The following is a 23388-nucleotide window of genomic DNA, read 5'->3' as shown; positions in this document are numbered from 1 at the left end:
ACGAACGGCATGGTCGAGGTCTTCACGATCGGCGGTGGCGAATACATCGTCAACACGTTCAACGCCGTCGCAGCGTGGACAGGAGGGGGCGGCTACCGCTCGCTCCTTCGCGTCGTCATGGTCCTCGGCCTGATCTATTCGCTTCTGTGCGTCGCCTTCACGATGAACGTCCGCGTCTGGATGAACTGGTTCATCGGCTCGACGCTCATCTACATGTGCCTGATGGTCCCCACCGTGTCGGTGAAGGTGACCGACCGCATCAACCCGTCGCTGGCCCCTGCTACCGTTGCCAACGTGCCCCTCGGGCTGGGCGTGATCGCGAGCTTCACAAGTCAGGTCGGTGACTGGCTCACCCAGACGGCCGAGACGGTCTTCACGATGCCAAGCCAGCTGAACTACTCGACCAACGGCATGGTCTATGGCGCGCGCCTTTTCGACGCGACGCGCAATTTTGAGATCCGCGACGCCGAGTTTGCGACCAACCTGTCGGCGCATTTCAAAAACTGCGTGTTCGGCGACATCATGCTCGGCCAGAAGTCGATGACCGACCTAGCCAACGCGAAGGATCTATGGACTGCGATGGGGCCGGGTTCTGTGGCTCGGTCGCAGCCTTGGGTCAGCCGCAGCGGTGCGTCGGTGACGAGTGACATCATCACCTGCAACAACGCCTACAACCTGCTTTCGGAGCAGTGGACGCCGATGATCGCGGCGCACACGCCGATCTGGTCGAAGCAGGCCTTCCCCAAGCTCTCAACCGCCGTCGCATCGGCAAAGCTCCGCGCCGACGTTCCGATCGTCAATCAGGCCTTCACCGCCTCGAGCGCCAACTACGAGGCCGTGATGCGGCAGAACACGGCGATCAACGCCTTCATGCAAGCGCGGGATGGCATGGCCGGCGGTCCGGGCGCGGCGTCGATCGACACCTTCGCGACGACGCGGGCGGACATTCAGGCGCGCAACACGTACAACTCGATCGCCCAACAGGCGATGAGCTGGGTTCCGATCCTCAATATCGTGCTCACGGTCGTGTTCTACGCGATGTTCCCGGTGATCTTCCCGCTCTTCCTGATGCCTCAAACGGGGGTCGGGGCTCTCAAGGGCTATCTGACCGGGTTCTTCTACCTCGCGTCTTGGGGGCCGCTTTACGTCATCCTCCACATGATCTGCATGACGCGCGCCACCAGTGCCGCTCAGGGCGCAGCGGAAGGAGGTATGTCGCTAGGCACGTTTGCGGGCATCGGTGCCGTCAATGCCGAGACGGCCACGATCGCTGGGTTCATGCTGATGAGCGTCCCCTTCCTGGCGGCGGGTCTCGCCAAGGGCGCGATGAGCATTTCGGGTCAGGCGACGTCGGTCCTCAACCCGGCTCAGAACGCAGCGGAAGCGGCTGCGGCCGAACAGACGACCGGCAACTATTCCTATGGTAATACCAGTTTTGCCAATTCGACGTCGAACATGCGGCAGGCCAACCAGTGGTCTGACGCCATGTCGTACACCAGCGGTGCCGGCGCTTACTCATACCGGCACGATAACGGTGCGACGTCGACGAGCCATGGCAACGGCTTCGTCGTTACCGACACAACCGGTGCGATGTCCCGGCTATCGGTCACGCCGACACTTTCGACTGGGTATGTCTCAGAAATGCGACAGGCTGCGAGTATGCTGGAGCGTGAGGCCCAGAGCGAGGAGGCCGCAGCCGCTCGGATCCTCAGCACCACCCATACCGATCGAAGCGCACAAGGCACCTCGACTGACGTCACGAAGGCCACAGAGAACGGATCGGGTGTCCAGACGAATGTAGGTAGCGATCGCTTCGTTCGGACTGGCGGTTCGACCTTCGATACGTTGGAGAACCGCGGGGCGATCAACAACTCCTCCCGTGTCACGAACACCAACGGCCGCGGAGCTGAGGTCATTGATTCTGTCTCAGGTGGTCTGAGCGTCGGGCTTGGCGGCGGTGGGGCAGCGCGTCCCGGTAGGCCGAACCCCGCAGATGCCGTCGGTCCGAACGGGCCGCAGCAATTGCCGGAGAAGCCCAGCCTCGGACAAAAGCTGGCCGGTGCTCTGCCCCAAATCAAGGGGAGCAAAACTTGGACGGGCCAGCAAACCGACTCACTTCGTCAAAACCAAGATCAAACCCGTTCCGTTGAAGATGGCTCGTCGATTGGCGATGGCACTCGCAACGAGCAGTCCTATGGCGAAAACCTGAACCAGAGCACTGGCAATTACACGAGATCCGGCACCTCCGTTCGTGCTGCTACCTCACAGACGTCGAGCGTTAGCACCGAGGACGCACGGTCGCTGGCGTATTCGCATGAGCTGCGCGCCCGCCAGCTTCACGAAAAGGCCCAGCAGCTATCCAATGATGCAAGCTATGCTGAGACGCACGGCATGCAGATGAGCGAGAATATGAGCCAGGAGTTGGCTCAGTGGTACGCGAAAGAACAGGCCGAAAAGCCCGCGTTGAATGCCCCCGGCCTTCACGAGACGGCGGTTAGCGATCAGCAGCGGGTCACTCGCGATCAGATGGTTTCCCGGTTCCTTGAGCAAAAGCGGCAGGACATTTACAATGGCGTGGCTCCGCGCTTGCACGAGCCGGACCTCGTCGACGTTCCGAAGGTCCCCGTCTCAAGCGCTGCTGACGTTGAGGCTCGCTATCATCCGACTGGCCTCCGCGCAGTTCCAACGGTTGGCGGTTCTGGCGATGGGTCTGCGACCGTTGCGCAGATCGATACTCAAACGGCTGCGATCAAGGCAGATCAAGATGCCAAGAGGGTGATCCGAGCAGGCGCCGTTGAGGCCGGCTCAGCCGTGAGGGGTGAGGTCGATGAAGCTATGCGTAAGGGCTTCTTCACCGACCCGGAGCTGAGGAAGTGACCCTACAGGAAATACGCGCAATAGAGCAGCCCGCCGGCGAGCAGGCCGTATGCGAGGAGATACCCGATGGTGCCCCCTTGGGTCCAACGGCCGCTCGCGTCCGCGAACGGCTGCAAAGTCGGCGCGTCGTCGGCATCATCAACCACGACGAGGGGGCCACCCGGCCTATCCCGTGTCGCGTTGTATAGCGACAGATCAAATTCTGGCATGACGCTAACCTCCGCATGGAGGTTGGCATTGGAGCGAGGCAATGGCAAGCATTTCTGCGCACCGCACCGATAACCACGAGCCTCTCGATCTACGCAGCAATCTGCTTTTTGGGTTCTCGTGGTTGCTGGTGATGGCGGTCGGGCTGATGCCCCTTGCGGAGGCCGTTCTACATCGATCGCCTTCGATCACGATGCCGACCACGATTGCCTTCTTCATCGCGGTCGGGAGCGGCGTCATGCTGCGCCGGCGTTATACCTGGGTGGGCGTCGTACTCCACATTTACGGGCAGATCGCCATCTGGCTTTCCCTGTTCGTCATGTCGCTCGCTATCGTACTGGCCCTGCTGGGTCACAAATGATCCCGTTCTGCCTCATCCTCGGTGACAGCACCGCAGTTGGCACCGCCGCAGCGTTGGCGATGTCGGGCATTCAGTGCGAGATGCGCGCTCGTGTTGGCGCATCTTCCAGTGACGCGCTGCGGTCCTCCCCTGAGAAGCTGTCCGCCAGCCTCGTTGTCATAGCGCTCGGTTCGAACGATCCGCGCAGCCCTAAGCTTCTCCAAAATCTGCACGTCATGCGGCGTAGAACCGCTGCGTCCCGCGTCGTTTGGATCGCGCCGTATAACCCGGCTGCCTCAGCGATCGTTAGGACTGTTGCCATGACCTACGGCGATACGGTGGTGCACCTAGACGCCTTTCGCACACAAGACGGCATCCACCCTGTCAGTTATAACTCAGTCGCTCGGATGGTGAGTGCGCCACGACCAACACAACGCTCGCTAGGTGCCCGGTCGACCTCACCAAGCGCTCACCGGCTCGTCCGCCAAGCCGTCGTTGTCACGTTCTAAGCCGTGGCAGGTCTTTACAACAGGCTGAAGGTCCTCCGCAAAGAGCGTGGTTGGAGCCAAGCACAGCTCGCTGAAAGGCTTCAGATCTCACGGCAAGCGGTCAACGCGATCGAAACGGGGAAGCACGATCCATCGTTGTGTAGCGCGTTCCGGATCGCACGCCTTTTCAGTCGACCGATTGCCGAAATCTTCGGCGATTAGGTCAGGGTTTTTGGTGATGGGACGTAGGGATGCGCTTGGCGCACAATCTCGGCGGCTTTCTCGATGGCTTCGATTTCCTTCTTGGTGCCGTTCGGATCAATCCTCCAATTTGACCGGGGATTGAATGCGATGGGCAAAGCCGTCACCTCGCCTATCAGTTTTTCCCAGTGCGCTTCGGACTTGCCAGTGACGCCAGCGAGCAGATGGGCGAGCAGCGCGCGAATATCGCTCGGGCTTTCGGGAGCGTCATGGTTGGCCATTGGTCACCCTTTCTCGCCGTTCCCGCGGCAGTCTGAACCGGGAGGGGCTCCTATCGGTTTGCTACCGGCAAACGAAAAGGATGACCATGAGCGACACATCTCTCGTCAACGTAAACACAGCGACGGCCGAGCAGCTGGATGGCGTTCCCGAACTCAAAGGCCATGGTTTCGAGATTGTGCGCTACCGTGAGGAGCGCGGCAAATTCACCGATCTTCGTCAGCTTGATGAGGTGCCCGGCATGGCCGGAAAGGCGGACGGCGGAAGGTCTACCCTGACGGTTGGCGACGCCTGATGCCTTAGCGGCGCAGGATCGGCACCGACGATACAGAAGCATGGCCACGGCGACCACATCCTCGGCATCGCAACCGAATGACCTTGGATGCGACGTCGCCGTCGCCGTGAAACCGTTCGAGGATTTGGCCTGCCGGCATATTCATGCTCCGACCGCAGACGCATGCAATCCGCATGTCGGCGCGATCGGTCGCCCATTCGCCGAGCGTTTTGTACGGTGCCTCGATCGTCGGCCGTTTGCTCACAGCGGTGATACGTCCTCATACCGTCCCGCCTTGCGAAGCTGGCGAACGATCCCGTTAAACGCGGCCGTCACGCCTTGGGCTCTGCCAATTTCGTTCGTCTGGGATGCTGCATCCCAATAGAGCTCGAGGGGCCAGCGTTCAGGGCAGTGGGGCAGAAGACAGCGTAACGCGAGACGGACTTCCATGCCGTCGATGGTCGTCTCCGAGCACCTGGCCACGCCGGCACGCAGGATGTGCACCGACAGCGCGATCACTACGCGCTGGTGCCGAGGCAACGTCGACACGGATCAGTGGAAGTCGTGCGATTTGAAGCGCACGACGACGTCTTCAGGATCCTTACCGTCCGCATGGGGCGGCCAGTATTGGTTGCGCGGCTCGGGCTGCCATCCCTTCTCCCCGCGATCCGGTGAGCCAGGATGCTGGCCCGCATCGCCGCGCCCGGTGCGGTGCGGGAAGGACATATCTCCGACACGGTGCAGCAGGTCGCCATGGTCCACGATCCGGTCGCAGATGACGTGGATCACCTCGCCTTCCTTCTGCACGCGCCCCTTTAGACCGACCATGGAGGCCGACATTATGGTCCGGCGCTGCGCCTCGAAGCGGTCGGGCCAAAGTATGCCGTTGGCGACGCCGGTTTCGTCCTCGATCGTGATGAACAGCACACCCTTCGCGGAACCGGGCTTCTGACGCACCAGGATGATGCCCGCGACTTCGACATGGCGGCCGTCGCGCACGCTGGCGAGATCCGCGCAGCGTGTCACGCCGCGACGTGTCAGCTCGTCGCGCACGAACGTCAGCGGGTGAGCGCGGAGCGAGAGCTGGAGGTTGCGATAATCCTCGATCACCTCACGGCCATCAGTCAGCGCCCGCAGCTGCACCTCTGGCTCGATGCCTTCCGCGCTCAGCGTCTCCGCCGCGCGGTCCGCCGCGGCAAAGAGCGGCAGCGGAGCCTCGCCGAGCCCCCTCACCTTCCAAAGGCCTTGCCGGCGATCGGCGCCGAAGCTGTGGAAGGCATCGCCGTCCGCCAGCTTCTCGATCGCGGCGCGCTGTGCGCCCGACCGGCGCCAGACGTCCTCGACGCAGTCATATGCCGTGGTGCTGCGCGCGGCGACGATCTTCGCCCCGTCGGCGTTCGATAGGCCACGGATCACCCGCAGACCAAGTCGCACCGCCAGATAGCGCCCGCCTGTTCGCTCGAGCGTACAATCCCAGCGACTGGCGTTGACGCAAGGCGGCCGCACCTCGACCCCGTGCTCGCGCGCGTCGCGGACGATCTGTGCGGGCGCGTAGAAGCCCATGGGTTGCGCGTTCATCAGCGCGGCGCAGAACACGTCCGGATGATGGTGTTTCATCCAGCTGCTTGCATAGGAGATCTTGGCGAAGCTGGCGGCGTGGCTCTCGGGGAAGCCGTAGGAGCCGAAGCCCTCAAGCTGGCGGAAGGTTCGCTCGGCGAAGTCGCGGGGATAGCCGCGTGCGACCATGCCCTCGATCAGCTTCTCGCTGAAATGGCTGACCCCGCCGGTGAATTTGAAGGTGGCCATGGCGCGGCGCAGCTGGTCCGCCTCGGCCGGCGTGAAGCCCGCGCCGACGATGGCGACCTTCATGGCTTGCTCCTGAAACAGGGGAACGCCGAGGGTCTTTTCCAACACAGCGCGCAGCTCGGGGCGCGGGTATTCCGGCCGTTCCAGCCCCTCACGCCGGCGAAGGTACGGGTGGACCATGTCACCCTGGATCGGTCCCGGCCGCACGATCGCGACCTGAATCACGAGGTCATAGAAGCGGCGCGGCTTCATGCGCGGCAGCATGCTCATCTGCGCGCGGCTTTCGATCTGGAAGGTGCCGAGCGTGTCAGCCTTCTGGATCATGGCGTAGACTTCAGGGTCATCATCCTGTAGGTCTGCCAGTCCGACACGAATACCTTTGTCTTGTTTAAGTAGATTGAACGCCCGGTTCATGCACCCAAGCATACCGAGGCCGAGAACGTCGACCTTCATAAATTTCAGACTGTCGATGTCGTCTTTGTCCCATTCGATGATTTGCCGGTCTTCCATTGCAGCAGGTTCAATAGGAACTAGATCATCAAGGCGATCATGGGTCAGCACGAACCCGCCTGGATGCTGCGACATGTGGCGCGGCACGCCGATCAGCTTGCGCGCGAGGTCGAGCGTCAGGCGCAGGCGACGGTCCGCGATGTCGAGGTTGAGCTCGTTGACCTGCTTCTCACCGACGCCCTCGGCCGACCAGCCCCACACGAGGCCGGCGAGCGAGGATGTCAGGTCCTCCGGCAGCCCTAGCGCCTTGCCGACGTCGCGCACGGCGCCGCGCGCGCGGTAGCGGGTTACGACCGCCGTCAGCGCCGCGCGATCACGCCCATAGGTCTCGTAGATCCACTGGATGATCTCCTCGCGGCGCTCATGCTCGAAGTCGACGTCGATGTCGGGAGGCTCGCGGCGCTCACCCGACACGAAGCGCTCGAAGAGCAGCTCATGCTTGATCGGATCGATCGAGGTGACGCCGAGCACGAAGCACACGCAGCTGTTCGCGGCTGAGCCGCGACCCTGGCAGAGAATCCCGCGCCGGCGTGCCTCGCGCACGATGGCGTACACGGTGAGGAAGTACGGCGCGTAGCCAAGCTCCCCGATCAGCCGCATCTCATGTGCGATCTGCGTCGTGTAGGCCTCCGGCACGTTGCCGTCGAACATCCGCTCGACCGCTTCGGTCGCCAGCTTCTGCAAGGCCTCCTGTGCCGTCAGCCCCTCGATCAGGCGCTCATGCGGGTACTGATAGGCCAGCTCGCCAAGGTCGAAGGTGCAGATGCGGGCGATGTCGACGCTCGCCTGCAGCGCATCCGGATAGGCGCGAAAGCGCCGGACCATCTCGTCGGGCGATTTGAGCGCCCGGTCCGCGTTGACCTCGCGGCGGTAGCCGAGCTCGTCCACGGTGCATTTCTCGCGCACCGCAGTCACGACGTCCTGCAGCAGCCGTGCCTCGGGCGCATGGTAGAGCACATCGCCGGTCACAACGGCACGGACCCCTGCCCCGCCTGCCTGCCGCGCCAGCGCATCGATGCGGACGGCGTCCCCCGGCCGACGCCGCTGGAACAGGGCCATATAGCCTCGCCGCCCGTATATAGCCTTCAGGTCCTTCAGTGCGGCGACGTTCTCTTCGTCCGCCTCGTGCGGCAGCAGGATGGCAACGACGCCCTCGGACCACGGCTCGAGGTCGTGCCAGTGGAGCAGGCACCCGCCCTTGCCCGCCCGCTTCTTGCCGACGGTGAGCAGCCGCGTGATCCTCGACCAGGCGGGCCGGTCGGTCGGATAGAGCAGCAGGCGCCGGCCGCAGGACAGATCGACGCGCGTACCCGCGATCGAGCGGACGCCTGTGGCTTTCTGCGCCTCCCATGCCCGCACGACACCCCCAACGGTGCCGATGTCGCTGACGCCGATCGCCGGGTAGCCGAGCAGCGCCGCTGCCGCGAACAGCTCCTTCGGCGACGAAGCGCCGCGCAGGAGCGAGAAATGGGTGAGCACCTGCAGCTCGACATAGTGGGTCATCCGAAGACCCCGTGCATCCACCAGGACAGGTCGCCGGTCTCGTCCTCGAAACCGTCACCCCGCCTGAAGACCCAATACCGCCCCCCGGCCTCATCCTCGACGCGGTAATAGTCGCGGACCGCCCATATCTCGGCATCGCGCCGCCACCATTCGCCATGCACGCGCTCGGGGCCGTCGCCTGCAATGATCTTGTAGGTCTTGCCCCGCCACTCGAACCGACGCGGTGGCTGGTCCGGCATCAGCGCCATCACGCGCGCCAGCGGTTCCGGCCGGGCAAAGAGGCGGATCGGGCGCTTCCATGCCGGCCACGATCCTGGCATCTCCACCGGGTCGGAGCGGGTGACGGCCCGCTCCGGCACATGGCTTTCGACGGGGGCAAGCCGGTAGACGGCATAGCCTCCAATCCTGCCGGCGATGACGTCGACGAGGCGCGCCGGGTCCCGCACCAGCGCCTCGCCGGCGAGGACGGCGCCAAGGTCGACCGCATCCAGCGGTTCGGTATGCGGCGCGACCAGCCAGAATTGCTCGAGGCCCATGCCAGGGTCGATCCGCTCGATCCTGAGCTTCAGGAGCCTGAGAAGGTGCGATACCTCGCGCGTCGGCCGCGACGTGCCGACACCCACGACCTGTTCCGTGCCGTCGACGCGCAAGGCCGTGAGGCGGAGTGCCCGTGCGCCCAAGCCTCGCGCCTGCAGGACCTGCGCAAGGTCGTTCAGCAGGTCACCCATGACTTGTTCGATCGCCTCGGCCGTGCCGATCGGCTCGAGGAGGCGCCGCTCGACGACAGGAACCTCGGCATCTTCGCGCGGGGTGATTGGCTCGGCGACCGCGCCAAGCGCCTGGTCCAGACGCGTGATTGCCGGCAGACCGAGCCGACGCGCCAGTGGCCCACGCGCGACCGGCAGCAGATCCGCTACTGTCTCGAAGCCGAAGCGTTTGGCAGCGCTGATGGCGCTCGGCGCCAAGCGCAAGGCGACGATCGGCAGCGGCGAGATTGCACTGGCGGTTGCGCCCGGCTCGACGCGGGTCAGCTCGCTGCGGCCGAAGCGAGCGAGGGCGTGGGCCGCGCCTGCGGTGTCAGCGACGGCCACGCGTGCGGTGAAGCCGGCACGACGGCAGAAGGCAATCAGCCGCCTGCAGAACCGCTCCTCACCACCATGCAGATGCGCGCAGCCAGCAAGGTCGATCCAGAGCCCATCGGCGGGCGTGACAGCAGCAATCGGAGACCAGCGCCGAACCGCGAACAGCGCCAAGCGGTCGAGGAGTGCAGCATCAGCCTCCGGCTCGGCCGGACGGAAATCAAGATCCGATACGAGCGCGCGCGCATGGGTCGCAGCCATACCGGGATGGATGCCAAGCGCCCGTGCGCCTTCGCAGGCAGCAACCACCTCCTCGCGCCGGCCAGCCTTCCCGATAAGCGCCAAGGGTGGAAAGCCATGGGTTTTAATATCCAACGGCGATGCTTTTGGCGCCGGATGCCCTGCGATCACGGTCTTATAAGGGTGGCTTGCTGCCTCCGATCGCCGGCCGAGCTCGCGCATAGGCGGCTGCGCATGTGTTGGCAGCGCCGCGATCTGCGTCTCGACGTCGGCGCGGGAAGGCAGGCCTTCGCGTGCCCACCGCGCACCTGGCCGCCAACCGCCGCCCCGCGGCACCGAACAGGCGCCGGGGTCGTCATCTACCGGCAGCTCGAGGACAGGCAGTTCAGGCTGCCGCGAAGCGGACCGTTCCAACCGTCTCAGCCGCTCGATGGCCAAGTCCGGCAGGAACAGCGAGACGACCCGTCTCATCGCTGCCCTCCACAATCAGGGAGAACCCCTCTCCCCCACGCTGGCGAGCGCACTCCACTGCCCATCTCGCCCTTCCTACACCCGCGACTTCAAGCCGCTCGGACGGTGCGGTGCCGATCCGCCAGCGCGTCCAGGCCGCAGATGGTTCGGCAAGCGGATCCTCGCCCAGACCGCGTCGACGGCGCAGAAGCAGGACGGGCATGTCAGCCTCGGCCGCGACCAGCTGCAGACGGCGGGTGGCCACCATAGAGACTTTGCTTGCCTCCGCGACGATCGCAGACGGCGTGCCGTCACGCACCGCATCCTCGATCACCGCCAGAAGGGCCGCGTCGTCGCGCGGTTGGGCATGGATCACGGCCGCAGCCGGTAGCCCGATCTGCTCCAGCGCCGGCGCATACAGGTCCGCGCGGCAGCTGGCCCACAACACCGGCCCGCCTGTCGCAGCGGCCTCACGCGCGACGATGCTGGCGAGGAAGAGCGTCGCTGCCGCGTCGTCGACCATCGTGGCACTCTGCGCTGTCGCCTCGTGTAGCGCGCCAGCGCGAAGGCCCCCTGCCCCAAGCCGCCCGTCGATCGCGTCGACGTCGAAAGGCATGATGCGGAAGTCGGTCGCGGGTGTGGCGATCGTCCGAAGATGCGCTATGGTCGGCGCTGATGAATCAAGGGCGGCGGGCATAAGGGTTAGACTCTACTCGTTCCCTTTATGTTCCGTTACCGAGTGGCGTTGGTCAAGCCCATCTCGATCGGTTCAGCGCATTGTACCCGGTCACGCGGGAGGTTCGGGGGATCGTCGCTTGAGTGCTCGGAGCTTCGCCGCTGGGTTCGGGACAGCTGCCGTTATCGGCGTTGCGGCGTCCCTTTGGCTCTTAAAAACGGCTGAGGACCGGCCCGTCCGGTACGCGCCGAAGACCTTTTATGACTACAAGGACGACCGCGCGAGCGACACCGGGTTCATCTCGGCCGAGGGAACGCTCGTGGGTCCAGATATGGACGGCCGGACCTTCCTGCACATCGAGTGCCGGCGAGGCCAGGGCTCCTGCCGCATCGCCGATCTATCGAACCTTGGTGCCGCGCGGTCCGTATTCCTGCACACCGACGAATACCCGATCAAGTCGTGGAATGCGGAGACCGTAGTCGCGGAAAGCGACCCCCTCCTATGGCTGCAACCGTGTGAGGTTGACCATCCAGCGGCAGGCGCAATCGGTCGAGTATCTCCGTATCCCTGTGCCGCAGGCTGACAAATCGCGATGTCAGGCGTTCGATCGGAAGCCGTATCAGTGGACCTTGGGGAACCAGCCTACGTGACGCGAGCCGTCGTCGCAGCTTAGCCACAACGACCTCTGGCACCTACAAATCGATATTCCTGGCCTGCATCGCGTCCGCAGCGAGATCGGCGATCGGCCCTACCCCGCCGACCGTCTCATAGATCACGGTGACGTCGTGGTCCTCGAGCTTATCGAGCATCAGCGCAACCGCCCGGGCGTTCGCCTCATCCAGCACGGTCTTTGTGTCGTCGCTCGTCATGGGTAAGGATCCCGCTCGTTTTCCTAGGGAGCATGAATAGCATGAACATGAGCGAGCTGGCCAAGGGCGTCGCCACGGCGACGGGATCGAGCGAGGCCGACGCCAAGAAGGCGATCACGGCGGTTTTCGATCAGATCGCGGACGCTGCAGCGAAGGGCGATGAAGTCTCGATCCCTGGCTTCGGGAAGTTCGCCGTCAAGGATCGACCGGAGCGTCAGGGCCGCAACCCGGCGACCGGCGAAGCCATGACGATCGCGGCGTCGAAGAAGGTGTCGTTCACTGCGGCCAAGGGCCTGAAGGACAAGCTCTGAGGAACAAGCGCCGGCGATCGGTCGCCGGCGCCGACAGGAGGCGCGGGTGTGTAATCGGTATAGGCTGACGGCAAAGCAGGCCGAGGTAGCTGCGACGTTCGGCATCCGCCCTCCCTACGAGGTCGATGAGACGTTCCCGACGGGTGATATCTTCCCGACCGGGAAGAAGACGCCGTTCTATGGCGCCGTCATCGTGCAAGATGGCGACGATCGACGCATCGAGCGCATGGAGTGGGGGGGGCCGACGCAGGTGCCGAGTAAGCGTGACCCGACGGTGAAGCTGACGAAGTACGTGACCAATGTCCGGAATCTCAGTTCCAGCTTCTGGCGGTCGATGCTGACCACGCCGGCGAGGCGCTGCCTTGTGCCAGTCACATCATTCTCCGAGTACGGGTTAGCTCCTGGCGATGATGGCAAAAAGCCGTTGCATTGGTTCGACGTGCCAAGCCGCCCGATCTTCGCCTTTGCTGGCATCTGGCGGCCGACCGAGCGGGGCAATGCCTATGGATTCCTCACGACCGAGCCTAACTCTGTCGTCGCGCCTATACATCCCAAGGCGATGCCCGTGATTTTGCTTGAGGACGACTTCGATCGATGGCTTTCCGCAGATTGGAACGATGCCTCATCTCTCGTTGCACCATACCCATCGCAGCTTATGGCTCTTGATCGTGTAGTTTGAGGTTTCTCTGTTATGACGCCAGCAGATATGGGGACGTTGGTGTCAGCCGGTGCAGCTGCCATAGCGGCGTATCTATCGTATAATGTTGCTCGCTACACCCGCACTATTAAGGACGCCACACTGGAAATGCGGGACGCGGCTGCAGACCAAGCCCGTGCCGCCCAGGCGACTACGCTTACCCAGCTTGGACCGATAGTTAGAGAGCAAGTTGACGCCCTGTTATCAAGCCATCGCTCAGAATTTGATGAATTTGAGAGGTTTATTGTAGGAAACGCGGGTCTTGTCGAGTCACTGGTCCTTGCCTCTACAAACACTTCAATCGCATTTGGCAATCTATCTGGGATTCGCATTCACTCCATTTCTGTATCGGAGGTGATCCCCAATGCAGCTAATGGTGCTACCTACGGTGAGGTACTGTCTATTGCTCTCTCATTGAAGGTTTCGTCGTTAGAAGGGCAGACCGCGCTCAAACTCCGAGATGGCTACGACCAACATGATCTCACAGTTCCGCGGTGGGGCACCCTCCCGGTCATCTTGATAGCCCCGACGGTCATAGCGGAGGCAAGACGTTTGATGTGGAGCACAGAGTCTGACGCTCATAGCGTCCTAGAGCGCTGTTACTATTATCAAGCGGTCGATCTACTCCGTCATTATTTGTCTTCAGACTGGCGAGCTAGCTTTGCATTTGCCCTAGCCGAGACTGGTTCAAAAAGCCCGCATCAGGACCGCCTATATAAACTACACGGAAAGACCATCGTGCTTGAAAAGGAGGAAGGAACCTATGTAGCCAGTCTCGTTGATAGCCCAGAAACGCTCATCCCCGCTTTTCGTCCCTCGTGGTCTTAGCTGTTCTAGTCCTTGTGCTGCCGTTGTTTCGGACCGAGATTCAGTTTTGAAGAGATATAATTCACTCTGATAGCTTCGACTGCGGTGTCCCACACGGGTTTTAGCGCGTAGGCGCATATAATAGCCCAAAGCGTCGGCCAAAGAAGCACAACAGATAAAAAGCCCGGTTCCCGGCGTTCGGGGCTCATCTGTTTGGCGATTGAGCGTTGCATTTCCTCCGCCACCCCTGTGCCTATTTTCGTCATCGTTGGCACAAGAATGAGAATAAATAAGAGCAGCACTGCCCGAATAATCGCTTTTCTCGGTGCCTCGACGCCGTACTTAGAGGCAGACTCCTTTTCCATGGCTCCCCATATTAGCCCCAGCGCTGCGTAACCTCCAAATAGAAGGACGAAGCCCATCTGCCACTCCATCGCGAACATAAATACGTTCGGGATGGATATCAGCAGAAAATGGGGTAGAGCTCCTGACAGGACCATTCCCCACCGTAACGATGTTAATAACGCCCTGCTTGATCGACGTTCGAGCATTCCCGCCTTCTCACTAGAGCCTGAGTCTGGGTTTCCCAGCGTCCAAGGTCTATCGTACCCGTGGCTTAGCGAACAATATAACTTGTCCGCCGTCAGCACCAATGGCACAGATTTGAGGTTGTGATTTAAGGAGGATCTGGGCTTCGTCGTAGTGACGAAGGAACGAAGATGAAGCCCAGATCCTCCAATGTAAAATCGCCCGCCAAGGCCCCAGCAGAGCGGGTAGTGAAGGACATCCGCCGACAGACCCGGCGTCACTTTTCGGCCGAGGACAAGATCCGCATCGTGCTGGATGGCCTGCGCGGGGAAGACAGCATCGCCGAGCTATGCCGCAAGGAAGGCATTGCCCAGAGCCTGTATTACACCTGGTCGAAGGAGTTCATGGAAGCTGGCAAGCGCCGCCTGGCCGGCGACACCGCCCGTGCCGCGACCACCGGAGAGGTCCAGGACCTGCGCCGCGAAGCCCGGGCCCTGAAGGAATGCGTGGCCGATCTGACACTGGAAAACCGTCTGCTCAAAAAAAGCATGGTCGCGGATGGCGGCAACGACGAATGAGGTATCCCGCATCCGAGAAGCTCGAGATCATCAGAACCGTCGAGCAGTCGCACCTGTCGGCCAAGCGCACGCTGGACCAACTCGGCATCCCTCGTCGGACATTCTACCGCTGGTATGATCGCTACCTCGAAGGCGGGCCGGAGGCGTTGGAAGATCGGCCATCGGCGCCGAGCCGGGTGTGGAACCGCATCCCGGCGGGCATCCACGACCAGATCATCGAGCTGGCGCTGGAACAGTCTGAGCTGAGCCCCCGGGAACTGGCCGTACGCTTCACCGATGGGCAGCGCTACTTCGTGTCGGAATCCACGGTTTACCGCTTGTTGAAGGCCCACGACCTGATCACCAGCCCGGCCTATGTCGTGATCAAGGCTGCCGATCAGTTCCACACGAAAACCACGCGGCCGAACGAGATGTGGCAGACCGACTTCACCTACTTCAAGATCATCGGGTGGGGCTGGATGTATCTGTCGACCGTGCTCGACGACTTCTCACGCTACATCATCGCCTGGAAGCTGTGCACCAACATGCGAGCCGAGGACGTCACCGACACGCTGGACCTCGCCCTGGCGGCTTCTGGTTGCGACAGCGCCACGGTGCTGCACAAACCCCGGCTACTCAGCGATAATGGCCCCAGCTACATCGCGGGTGAGCTGGCGGAATACATCGAGGCCCGGAAGATGAGCCATGTCCGCGGCGCCCCGTGTCATCCCCAAACCCAGGGCAAGATCGAGCGCTGGCACCAGACCCTGAAAAACCGCATCTTGCTGGAAAACTACTTCCTGCCCGGCGACCTCGAAGCCCACATCGAGACCTTCGTCGAGCACTACAATCACCAGCGATACCACGAGAGCCTGGCCAACGTGACGCCTGCCGACGCCTACTTCGGCAGGGCTCCGGCAATCATCAAACTGCGCGAAAGGATCAAGCGACAGACCATCGATCATCGGCGCTTGCAGCACCGCAAGTTCGCCGCCTAACATCAACCCCCTGACGAGGTCCGCACTCCGCTAATCTACGCCGCGAGTTGTGCCGAATGTTCTGACGACGGACAGGCATGGGTGCAGTGGTCCATACGCTGAACCCTCGCCTGTTCGACGAGCAGCTGATCTACACCGTCGACCACGCCAAGGATCGCGTGCTGTTCTACGACGCTACCTTCCAGGATACCGTGGATCGCCTGCGCCCACGGTGGCCGACGATCGAACGCTTCGTCCGTATCGAGAGTACCGGTGCTGGGGCATTCCGGGAACTGTTGGACGCCGAGGACGGGCTATACGATTGGCACGAAGGCGACGAGCGCGAACCGTGCATGCTGTGCTATACGAGCGGCACGACCGGTGTTCCCAAGGGCGTCCTATACACTCATCGATCGACGTTGCTGCAGGCTATGGCGGCGGTTGCCCCCTCAATGTTCGATCTCTCCGCCGCCGCCGTGGTTCTGCCCATCGTACCGCTATTCCACGCTTCAGCCTGGGGGCTTCCGTTCGCGGCCGCCAACGTCGGTGCGAAGCTGGTGCTCTGTCCGACAAACGAACCGGCGTTGCTGGCCCACGCAATGATCGAGGAGGGCGTGACCCACTCCGCCGGAGTTCCGACCGTCTGGCTAGGCCTGCTCGGCCATGCCGAAAGGGACGATGCCTTTCTGAAGAAGCTCCAGCTCGTCAGCATAGGCGGCTCCGCCGCACCTACATCCATGATCGCACGCTTCGAAGAGGCGGGCATCCGGGTCGCGCACATCTGGGGCATGACCGAGACGTCGCCGCTCGGCACGATGGGGCAACGGCCGGCAGGCTGGTCGCAAATGGCTGGAGACGAGCGCCTGGCGCTGGTTTCGCGTCAGGGCAAGCCGCCGTTCGGGGTCGAACTTCGTATCGTCGACGATGCAGGCACTCTCCTGCCCAGCGACGGTCGGACGCCTGGCCGTCTACTCGTCCGCGGACCCTGGGTCATCCATCGATACTACGGTGCGGCATCCGATGCGGTGAACGACGGTGGCTGGTTCGATACGGGCGACGTGGCGATCCTCCACCCGGACGGCACCATGCAGATCACGGACCGCGCGAAGGACATGATCAAATCCGGTGGTGAATGGATCAGCTCCGTCGAACTCGAGAACGCCGCGATCGGTTGCCCCGGCATCGCCGAGGCCGCAGCGATCGGGGCGATCCACCCTAAATGGGGGGAGCGACCCATCCTTCTCGTCGTTCGCCGTCCGGACGCCGCGACGACCGCCGATGAGATCCGCGAACACCTGCTGCGCCGCGTTGCGAAATGGTGGCTACCCGACGCCATAACGTTCGTCGACGAACTGCCGCACACCGCCACCGGCAAGCTGCTGAAGAGCGCTTTGCGCGATCGGTATGCCGACTCGCTCCTTAACGCCTAACCGATTTCCGGAGGAACGCCATGTTCGCAACGATTATCGCCCTTGCCGCAGCAACCGCACAGCCGCAGACTGCCATGACGGACGATGCGTGCGCACGCATCAATGCGCAGGTGGGTCAGAAGGCAAAGGCTGAGCAGGACGGTATCCGCCGTCAGCTCGACTGGCCGAACCTCTGCCGATATGCCGAAGAGAACGCCAAAGTCACTAGCGCTCCCCGGATCGTCTTCATTGGCGACTCGATCACGGAGTTTTGGAAGCGCGATCAGCCCACGTTCTTTTCGTCCGCCGTCCTAGACCGCGGGATCAGTGGACAGACGTCGGAGCAGATCCTGCTGCGCTTCTACCAAGACGTCGTGCTGCTCAAACCCGACGCAGTTCATATCCTGACCGGGGCGAACGACATAGCTGGAAACACGGGGCTGATCACGCCGGAAGCTTGGCAGAACAACATCAGGACGATGGTGGATCTAGCCCGTGCGCGCCGGATCAAGGTCGTGCTCGGGTCGCTTCTACCGGCAGATGCTTTTTGGTGGAATCCATCCATGCGCCCGGCCCAGCAGCTTGCCGCCATGAACGGTTGGCTTCGCGAATATGCGAAGAGCCAGAACGTACCCTTCGTCGACTATTACGCGGCGATGGCGACGCCAACCGGCGGTATGAAGCGGGAACTGACGGACGACGGCGTGCATCCGAACAAGCGGGGATATGACGTCATGAAGTCGGTCGTCGATCCGACGCTGCGTGCTTTGGCGGAGTGACACCGCCCAATCCCGTCATGAACAAGCCCGGCTTAGCTTTGTCCGGAAAGCACCGAAGCTGACCGGATAGCCGGACCGACCACAAATCCCGGCTGCTTCAGGCTGATCTCGTCGGTCAGCCGCACACCCGCAAACTTGGGAATTGTACCATGAAGCGTTCGCAGTCCTTCGTTGCCGTTCTGATCCCTGCCCTAGCAAGCGCCGCAGCAGCTGACGCTTTTGCCCAGAGCCGAACCGATGCAAAGGTCGTGGAGCGCTCGGTTCACGAGGATGCTGCCACGCAGAAGCAGGCGACGGCGCTTGCGGACAAGATGACCCCTGCGGAGAAGCAGGCCTACGTCTTCGGCTACTTCCCCCCGTTCAGCAAGGACCGGCCTGCCGACATGATACCATCCGCCGGTTATGTGCCGGGCGTCCCCCGGCTTGGCATTCCCACCTTGCGTGAAAGCGACGCATCGCTCGGCGTCGCGAACCAGGTGGAACAGCGGAAGGGCGATGTAGCCACCGCGCTGCCGGCCAGCCTTGCGATCGCCGCGAGCTTCGACCCCGATCTCGCTTACCGGGGTGGTGCGATGATCGGCGCCGAGGCACGAGCCAAGACGTTCAACGTGCTCCTCGCCGGAGGCGTTAATTTGACCCGCGACCCGTGGGGAGGCCGAACCTTCGAATACTTTGGAGAGGACCCCCTGCTTTCCGGCGTGATGGCCGGTGAATCCATCCGCGGCGTCCAGTCCAATCACATCGTCTCGACGGTCAAACACTTCGCTCTCAATCCGCAGGAGACGCTCCGCACGACGGTGAACGCGCGCATCGACGAGGCAGCGTTGCGCGAAAGCGATCTGCTCGCCTTCGAGATCGCCATCGAGCGAGGCCGCCCCGGCTCTGTCATGTGCGCCTACAACAAGGTCAACGGCGACTGGGCGTGCGAGAACGACTTTCTGCTGAACCAGGTCCTTAGGCGCGACTGGGGCTATCAGGGCTGGGTGATGAGCGACTGGGGCGCCGTCCATTCGACAGTCAAAGCCATTAACGCTGGCCTCGATCAGCAATCGGGACGGGAACTGGACAAGGCGCTTTTCTTCGGGAAGCCACTCTCCGACGCCCTTGCCGGCGGCACCGTATCCGCCGAACGCCTGACGGAGATGAACCGCAGGATCCTGTGGGGCGCGGCAAGTACAGGACTGCTGGACGATCCGGTCCCGACGAAGGCTCAGCCGATTGACTATGATGTGCACGCGAACGTCGCGCAGGAAGTTGCCGAGAAGGGCAGCGTCCTTCTGCAGAACGACGGGAATCTGCTGCCACTGGCACGGACGGTGAGGACGATCGTCGTGATCGGCTCGCATGCTGATGTGGGAGTACTGTCGGGCGGCGGATCGAGCCAAGTGCGCTCCGTCGGCGGCGCACCCGTCGAGATTCCGCTGAAGGAGGGAGCTGCCGCTTCCTTCGCTCGCGTGACGTGGCACGCTTCATCACCGCTGGCGGCAATCCGCAAACTGGCGTCCGACGCCACCGTGAGCTTCGTCGATGGGACAAATCCCGCCGTCGCAGCAGCAGCCGCGCGGAAGGCAGACATCGCAATCGTATTCGCATCGCAATGGCGCACCGAGGCCCAGGACGTCGAAACGCTCTCGCTTCCTGACGGACAGGACGAAGTGATCGACGCCGTCGCCGGTGCCAACCGACGCACCGTCGTCGTCCTTGAGACCGGCGGTCCCGTCCTGATGCCTTGGCTTCCGCGGGTCCCTACGGTCCTTCAGGCTTGGTATCCGGGTCAGCGCGGCGGCGAGGCGATCGCCAACATCCTGTTCGGCGTGACGAACCCCTCGGGCCGATTGCCAATGACTTTCCCGGCGAACGAGGCCCAAGCGCCCCGAGCTGTCATTCCGGGTCTGGCAGCTATGAAGGAGGCCGATCGTGCGCAGAAGAAGGGCAGCACCTACGGCATGGTAGAGCGATCGCTGATGGTCGACGTGGACTACAAGGAAGGCGCGGATGTGGGCTATCGCTCCTATCTGAAGCGCGACGTCCGGCCGCTGTTCCCCTTCGGTTATGGTCTGTCTTATACCCGCTTCGACTACAGCGAGTTGCGCATCGAACCCGGTGCGAGACCTACAGTCAGTTTTAACGTCACGAACATCGGCAAGGTGGCGGGTGCGGATTCTCCTCAAGTGTATGTCCGAGCCGGGCGACGGAACGGCCCAAGCACCCGCCTCGTCGGCTTCCAGCGCGTTACGCTTGCACCCGGTGAGAAGCGCCGCGTGGCGATACCCGTCGATCCCCGGCTGCTCGCGGACTTCGATACCGCAGCCAACAACTGGCACGTGGCGGCCGGTCGCTACCCGATATTCATCGGTCGCTTCGCAGGGGATGCGATGATCACGGGAGAAGTGACGATGAAGAACGCTCGCATCCGACCATGACACAGTCAGCGACGTCCCGTCCGCTGCACTTGTCTTCGCAGCGGCCGGGGTCCGCTTCGTACGGGCCAAGGGACCGCGGCGGTCATCGAACGGTTAGGATCCCCAGGAAGGTTCGCATGGGTCGATGACTACTGGTATTGGTCTACTGATCAGGCATTCGTTGACGGGCTCCTCCGTAGACAGGCAAGGCCCAGCACAGCTGCACCGCGCGGATTTCCGGTCCGGTTCCATGATTCAAGCCTTACTAAACGTTTTCGACGTCTGCGTTTTTTTCATGGGAGAATTGGGTTGAGCACGGACCAGCTTCCTGTCCTAAGTGCCGAATCCTCATGAAGCGAGCGATGTCCGACACGTTAATTAGGAAGAAGATATGATCGCCGCGCTTGCGCTACTTGCGTCTGCACCGGTTGTGACCATCGACGGTGGCCAGGTGACCGGTGTCTCCAGCAAATCCTTCCGTCGCTTCCTCGGTATCGCCTACGCGGCGGCTCCCATCGGCGATCTGCGCGGTCGTCCCCCACGGAGGTTCACGCCACCCCCGATGCGGCAAGCGACCTCCTTCGCGGCAAGTTGCACGCAAGGCCTTTCGCCGAACGGTTTCGGACCTTGGACGAAGGAGTTCGTCGTAGCAGGTGCGGTCTCCAACGACTGCCTTTTCCTGAACGTGTGGGCACCGGCGCGGGCGAGAAAGGCACCCATCCTGTTCTGGATCCATGGCGGAGGCTTCGTTTCCGGCTCTGGCTCGATACCCATCTACGACGGGAGCGCCTTCGCGCGCCGCGGCGTCGTTGTAGTCACGGTGAACTACCGGCTCGGGGAGGATGGTTTCTCCACGGTGAGCGGAGGGCTGCCGAACCTAGGGGCTCTCGATCTCCTGGCAGCGCTGCAGTGGGTGAATCGGAATGCCTCCGCCTTCGGCGGCGATCCGAAGCGAGTCACAATCGCCGGACAATCGGCGGGTGCGATGTTGGTCCACGGCTTGACCGCGATGCCTAAGGCCAGAGGTCTATTCGCCCAAGCGATCATGCAGAGCGGGCTACCGCCCGAAGCAGGGCCGACAGGAGCGAGAACGCGATTACGCATCTCGCCGGACCTACCGGTTTCCCCTTCGACGGTCTGGCGTCAGGGAACCGGGATCGACGTGCCCATACTCGTAGGAATGACCAGCGACGAAACCACCGCATTCGGTAGCGGCTCAAGCACGGCCGCCTCGCCGGCGAACTGCGGGGGGGCGGCTACTCAACTAAAGGGGAACGGACTTACGCTTCGTTCAGCCGCAACCTGGTGTGGACGTCGCGCCCTTCTAGAGTGGTGGGAAGGCCGTGCGAAGAACCGCCGATCACCGGTGTATGCGTATCTCTTCTCGCACGTGCCGCAAGGTCCCGACGCGCAGCGATGGGGCGCCTTCCATTCTGCCGAACTACCCTACGTCTTCAGCACCCTGGGTGCCCCGTCCTCCCGACCCTATACAGCTACCGATATGCGTCTTTCCCTTCGGATGATCGAGGCGTGGACCCGCTTTGTAAAGGGAAGAGCTCCGTGGGCCTCGTTGAAGGGCCGCGAGCCGCGTCTCCAAGACTTCTCGGTCCAACCGCGCACGCGATCGATCGTACCTGCCCACATCAACCGCTTGTTTGGCAACGGCGATCAACCAAGCCCAACTCTGTTTTGAAATTCTTCCAACTTCTGCTGCGCAAGGTGGTCGGCGTCCTCGACTGCTCTGAACCTGCAAGTGTCGAACGGACCCACAACCGGTCATTCGCGCGATCTTCGTCACTTCCGAACTTCAGACGTTCGTTCATGTACGGTTCGGGATCCGTGCAGCGAGCGTCAACGCGAGCCGAGCGGTAGTCAGCTGTCGCAAAAACGATCCTAATCGGGGCGCTCGACGACCTGCGAACGGCGCGGAAGGCCGTAAGCGTATATCTGGGTCCGTTCTATGTAACATCACCCAACTAGTTGATTCTGGGTCATTGGGCCTATGATATCAGGTCATGATTAAGATGATTGACTAAACTTCTAAATCAACATTGAATGCAAGGCACGCAGGCTTCGTAAACGTGGCATATAAATTGTGATATTCTATTTGCCTTTACAAATCCAATAGCTCGGGTTGGCTGATCAAGCGGTACGAAATTGGAGTAACCGCAACTAGATGAATTAGGCGCCGCCCATAATAAGGAACCTTGGCGTGTCCAATCAATCATTCTTCTTGCCGCTGGTTCTTACCGTGCTTTCCGGATCGCCAGCAATGGCACAAACGATGTCGATTTCGGACGGCATTTTGCGTGGCGAAACCGACGATGGCGTCGCGAGCTTCAAAGGTATTCCCTTCGCGGCTCCGCCCGTAGGGCCGCTCCGCTGGCGCGCTCCGCAACCAGCCAAGGCTTGGTCCGGGGAGCGCGATGCGACTCAATTCGCTGCGGATTGTGCGCAGCCGGGCGGATACCCCAGCGGCGCGGCCGAAAGGCCGAAGTCGGAAGATTGCCTGTATCTCAACGTCTGGCGACCGGCGAATGCAACGAGCGATGCCAAGCTACCAGTCATGGTCTGGATATATGGCGGGGCATTCCTATTCGGGAGCGGTGCGGACCCTACCTATTCGGGTACGCAGTTTGCCAAGCAAGGTGTCATCCTAGTGACGCTCAACTATCGCGTGGGGCGGTTCGGCTTTTTTGCATTCCCTGCCCTCAGCAGGGAAAATCCGGCCGAACCGAAAGGCAATTATGCCTATATGGATCAGATTGCCGCTTTGAAGTGGGTCAAGGGCAACATCGCAGCCTTCGGTGGTAATCCGGGAAATGTAACCATTTTCGGAGAATCCGCTGGTGGCGTTTCCGTACATGCGCTTCTTACTTCGCCTGAAGCGCGCGGGATGTTCCACAAAACGATCATTGAGTCCGGCGGTGGCCGTGATGGGACACTGACCGGGCGACCATTGAACCGCGACAATTTCGACCGGTATTATCCTGTCTCGGCCGAAACCATCGGCATCAATTTTGCGCGTCGACACAAGATTACCGGCGCTGACGACGCTGCGCTTACGAAGCTTCGCTCGCTATCGACCGATCAGGTCGTGGATGGCGGCCAACAGACGGATG

At 62.2% G+C, this 23388-nt stretch carries 21 protein-coding genes; 13 read left to right on the top strand and 8 right to left on the bottom strand.

Annotated elements, in window-relative coordinates; translation table 11 throughout:
• Window positions 1-9: 9 nt before the first annotated feature.
• Window positions 10-2877: a conjugal transfer protein TraG N-terminal domain-containing protein gene (locus MF607_RS14715; RefSeq protein ID WP_242120141.1), complete on the top strand. Its 2868-nt coding sequence runs from the start codon at window positions 10-12 to the stop codon at window positions 2875-2877.
• A gap of 2 nt (window positions 2878-2879) precedes the next feature.
• Here MF607_RS14715 and MF607_RS14710 read toward each other — a convergent pair whose 3' ends face one another.
• Window positions 2880-3086, bottom strand: a complete 207-nt coding sequence (locus MF607_RS14710) for a hypothetical protein (protein WP_066708168.1) — start codon at window positions 3084-3086, stop codon at window positions 2880-2882.
• A 41-nt stretch (window positions 3087-3127) separates the two neighbouring features.
• On the opposite strand from MF607_RS14710, the gene MF607_RS14705 reads away from it, so the two are divergent.
• Both MF607_RS14705 and MF607_RS14700 read left to right on the top strand, forming a co-directional pair.
• Window positions 3128-3445, top strand: coding sequence for a hypothetical protein (locus MF607_RS14705; RefSeq protein ID WP_066708181.1), 318 nt, complete (start codon window positions 3128-3130; stop codon window positions 3443-3445).
• Between the two features lie 491 nt (window positions 3446-3936).
• A complete protein-coding gene (locus MF607_RS14700) occupies window positions 3937-4134 on the top strand; it encodes a helix-turn-helix transcriptional regulator (RefSeq protein ID WP_083957065.1) in 198 nt (65 codons plus the stop codon).
• Here MF607_RS14700 and MF607_RS14695 read toward each other — a convergent pair.
• Complete coding sequence (locus tag MF607_RS14695) at window positions 4131-4394, bottom strand: hypothetical protein (protein WP_242120139.1); 264 nt, start codon at window positions 4392-4394, stop codon at window positions 4131-4133. The genes MF607_RS14700 and MF607_RS14695 overlap by 4 nt on opposite strands.
• Window positions 4395-4474: 80 nt before the next feature.
• On the opposite strand from MF607_RS14695, the gene MF607_RS14690 reads away from it, so the two are divergent.
• Window positions 4475-4687, top strand: a complete 213-nt coding sequence (locus MF607_RS14690) for a ComEA family DNA-binding protein (RefSeq protein WP_242120137.1) — start codon at window positions 4475-4477, stop codon at window positions 4685-4687.
• Window positions 4688-4927: 240 nt separating this feature from the next.
• On the opposite strand, the gene MF607_RS14685 is transcribed toward MF607_RS14690, so the two are convergent.
• The 5 genes from MF607_RS14685 to MF607_RS14665 form a co-directional block, all read right to left on the bottom strand.
• The gene (locus MF607_RS14685) at window positions 4928-5185 is read right to left on the bottom strand and encodes a hypothetical protein (RefSeq protein WP_242120135.1); all 258 of its coding nucleotides are present in this window, start codon (window positions 5183-5185) and stop codon (window positions 4928-4930) included.
• A 33-nt stretch (window positions 5186-5218) separates the two neighbouring features.
• Window positions 5219-8485: an error-prone DNA polymerase gene (locus MF607_RS14680; protein WP_242120133.1), complete on the bottom strand. Its 3267-nt coding sequence runs from the start codon at window positions 8483-8485 to the stop codon at window positions 5219-5221.
• A complete protein-coding gene (locus MF607_RS14675) occupies window positions 8482-10275 on the bottom strand; it encodes a Y-family DNA polymerase (protein ID WP_347340889.1) in 1794 nt (597 codons plus the stop codon). Before MF607_RS14675 ends, MF607_RS14680 begins: the two co-directional genes overlap by 4 nt.
• Window positions 10190-10870 (bottom strand): ImuA family protein, encoded by a 681-nt coding sequence (locus tag MF607_RS14670; protein WP_242120131.1) that lies wholly within the window; start codon window positions 10868-10870, stop codon window positions 10190-10192. Before MF607_RS14670 ends, MF607_RS14675 begins: the two co-directional genes overlap by 86 nt.
• Before the next feature lie 752 nt (window positions 10871-11622).
• Window positions 11623-11799 carry a hypothetical protein gene (locus MF607_RS14665; RefSeq protein WP_242120129.1) on the bottom strand — a complete coding sequence of 59 codons (177 nt, stop codon included), beginning with the start codon at window positions 11797-11799 and terminating at the stop codon, window positions 11623-11625.
• A gap of 41 nt (window positions 11800-11840) precedes the next feature.
• Here MF607_RS14665 and MF607_RS14660 point away from each other — a divergent pair, with 41 nt between their 5' ends.
• The 3 genes from MF607_RS14660 to MF607_RS14650 are packed head-to-tail and all read left to right on the top strand — an operon-like array spanning window position 11841 to window position 13635.
• Entirely contained in the window at window positions 11841-12110 is a 270-nt protein-coding gene (locus tag MF607_RS14660) for an HU family DNA-binding protein (protein WP_242120127.1), read from the top strand.
• 46 nt (window positions 12111-12156) lie between these two features.
• Window positions 12157-12789, top strand: coding sequence for an SOS response-associated peptidase (locus MF607_RS14655; RefSeq protein WP_242120125.1), 633 nt, complete (start codon window positions 12157-12159; stop codon window positions 12787-12789).
• A 12-nt stretch (window positions 12790-12801) separates the two neighbouring features.
• Complete coding sequence (locus tag MF607_RS14650; RefSeq protein WP_242120123.1) at window positions 12802-13635, top strand: hypothetical protein; 834 nt, start codon at window positions 12802-12804, stop codon at window positions 13633-13635.
• Between the two features lie 5 nt (window positions 13636-13640).
• Here the strand turns inward: MF607_RS14650 and MF607_RS14645 are convergent, their stop codons facing one another.
• Complete coding sequence (locus MF607_RS14645; RefSeq protein WP_242120121.1) at window positions 13641-14048, bottom strand: hypothetical protein; 408 nt, start codon at window positions 14046-14048, stop codon at window positions 13641-13643.
• A 285-nt stretch (window positions 14049-14333) separates the two neighbouring features.
• Between MF607_RS14645 and MF607_RS14640 the strand changes: the two genes are divergently transcribed.
• The 6 genes from MF607_RS14640 to MF607_RS14615 all read left to right on the top strand — a co-directional run.
• A protein-coding gene (locus MF607_RS14640) for an IS3 family transposase (protein WP_431311956.1) occupies window positions 14334-15697 on the top strand; the annotation gives its coding sequence in 2 pieces (ribosomal slippage) (window positions 14334-14681 and window positions 14684-15697; 1362 coding nt in all).
• A gap of 77 nt (window positions 15698-15774) precedes the next feature.
• Window positions 15775-17106 (top strand): AMP-binding protein, encoded by a 1332-nt coding sequence (locus tag MF607_RS14635; RefSeq protein WP_242120117.1) that lies wholly within the window; start codon window positions 15775-15777, stop codon window positions 17104-17106.
• A gap of 20 nt (window positions 17107-17126) precedes the next feature.
• Window positions 17127-17864 (top strand): GDSL-type esterase/lipase family protein, encoded by a 738-nt coding sequence (locus MF607_RS14630; protein ID WP_242120114.1) that lies wholly within the window; start codon window positions 17127-17129, stop codon window positions 17862-17864.
• Window positions 17865-18013: 149 nt separating this feature from the next.
• The gene (locus tag MF607_RS14625; RefSeq protein ID WP_242120112.1) at window positions 18014-20287 is read left to right on the top strand and encodes a beta-glucosidase; all 2274 of its coding nucleotides are present in this window, start codon (window positions 18014-18016) and stop codon (window positions 20285-20287) included.
• A 370-nt stretch (window positions 20288-20657) separates the two neighbouring features.
• The gene (locus MF607_RS14620; protein WP_242120109.1) at window positions 20658-21959 is read left to right on the top strand and encodes a carboxylesterase family protein; all 1302 of its coding nucleotides are present in this window, start codon (window positions 20658-20660) and stop codon (window positions 21957-21959) included.
• Window positions 21960-22478: 519 nt separating this feature from the next.
• A partial coding sequence (locus MF607_RS14615; protein WP_242120107.1) for a carboxylesterase/lipase family protein occupies window positions 22479-23388 on the top strand: 910 nt, incomplete at its 3' end.

Source organism: Sphingomonas lacusdianchii (assembly GCF_022664395.1).
In the GTDB taxonomy this organism is placed as follows: domain Bacteria; phylum Pseudomonadota; class Alphaproteobacteria; order Sphingomonadales; family Sphingomonadaceae; genus Sphingomonas; species Sphingomonas lacusdianchii.
This window is presented reverse-complemented; position numbering and strand designations above follow the sequence as displayed.

Coding starts and splice junctions, on each gene's coding strand:
- MF607_RS14705 (WP_066708181.1), top strand. CDS start 3,128: ATGGCAAGCATTTCTGCGCACCGCACCGATAACCACGAGCCTCTCGAT.
- MF607_RS14650 (WP_242120123.1), top strand. CDS start 12,802: ATGACGCCAGCAGATATGGGGACGTTGGTGTCAGCCGGTGCAGCTGCC.
- MF607_RS14660 (WP_242120127.1), top strand. CDS start 11,841: ATGAACATGAGCGAGCTGGCCAAGGGCGTCGCCACGGCGACGGGATCG.
- MF607_RS14675 (WP_347340889.1), bottom strand. CDS start 10,275: ATGAGACGGGTCGTCTCGCTGTTCCTGCCGGACTTGGCCATCGAGCGG.
- MF607_RS14635 (WP_242120117.1), top strand. CDS start 15,775: ATGGGTGCAGTGGTCCATACGCTGAACCCTCGCCTGTTCGACGAGCAG.
- MF607_RS14690 (WP_242120137.1), top strand. CDS start 4,475: ATGACCATGAGCGACACATCTCTCGTCAACGTAAACACAGCGACGGCC.
- MF607_RS14620 (WP_242120109.1), top strand. CDS start 20,658: ATGATCGCCGCGCTTGCGCTACTTGCGTCTGCACCGGTTGTGACCATC.
- MF607_RS14645 (WP_242120121.1), bottom strand. CDS start 14,048: ATGGAGTGGCAGATGGGCTTCGTCCTTCTATTTGGAGGTTACGCAGCG.
- MF607_RS14715 (WP_242120141.1), top strand. CDS start 10: ATGGTCGAGGTCTTCACGATCGGCGGTGGCGAATACATCGTCAACACG.
- MF607_RS14665 (WP_242120129.1), bottom strand. CDS start 11,799: ATGACGAGCGACGACACAAAGACCGTGCTGGATGAGGCGAACGCCCGG.
- MF607_RS14680 (WP_242120133.1), bottom strand. CDS start 8,485: ATGACCCACTATGTCGAGCTGCAGGTGCTCACCCATTTCTCGCTCCTG.
- MF607_RS14695 (WP_242120139.1), bottom strand. CDS start 4,394: ATGGCCAACCATGACGCTCCCGAAAGCCCGAGCGATATTCGCGCGCTG.
- MF607_RS14710 (WP_066708168.1), bottom strand. CDS start 3,086: ATGCCAGAATTTGATCTGTCGCTATACAACGCGACACGGGATAGGCCG.
- MF607_RS14670 (WP_242120131.1), bottom strand. CDS start 10,870: ATGCCTTTCGACGTCGACGCGATCGACGGGCGGCTTGGGGCAGGGGGC.
- MF607_RS14625 (WP_242120112.1), top strand. CDS start 18,014: ATGAAGCGTTCGCAGTCCTTCGTTGCCGTTCTGATCCCTGCCCTAGCA.
- MF607_RS14630 (WP_242120114.1), top strand. CDS start 17,127: ATGTTCGCAACGATTATCGCCCTTGCCGCAGCAACCGCACAGCCGCAG.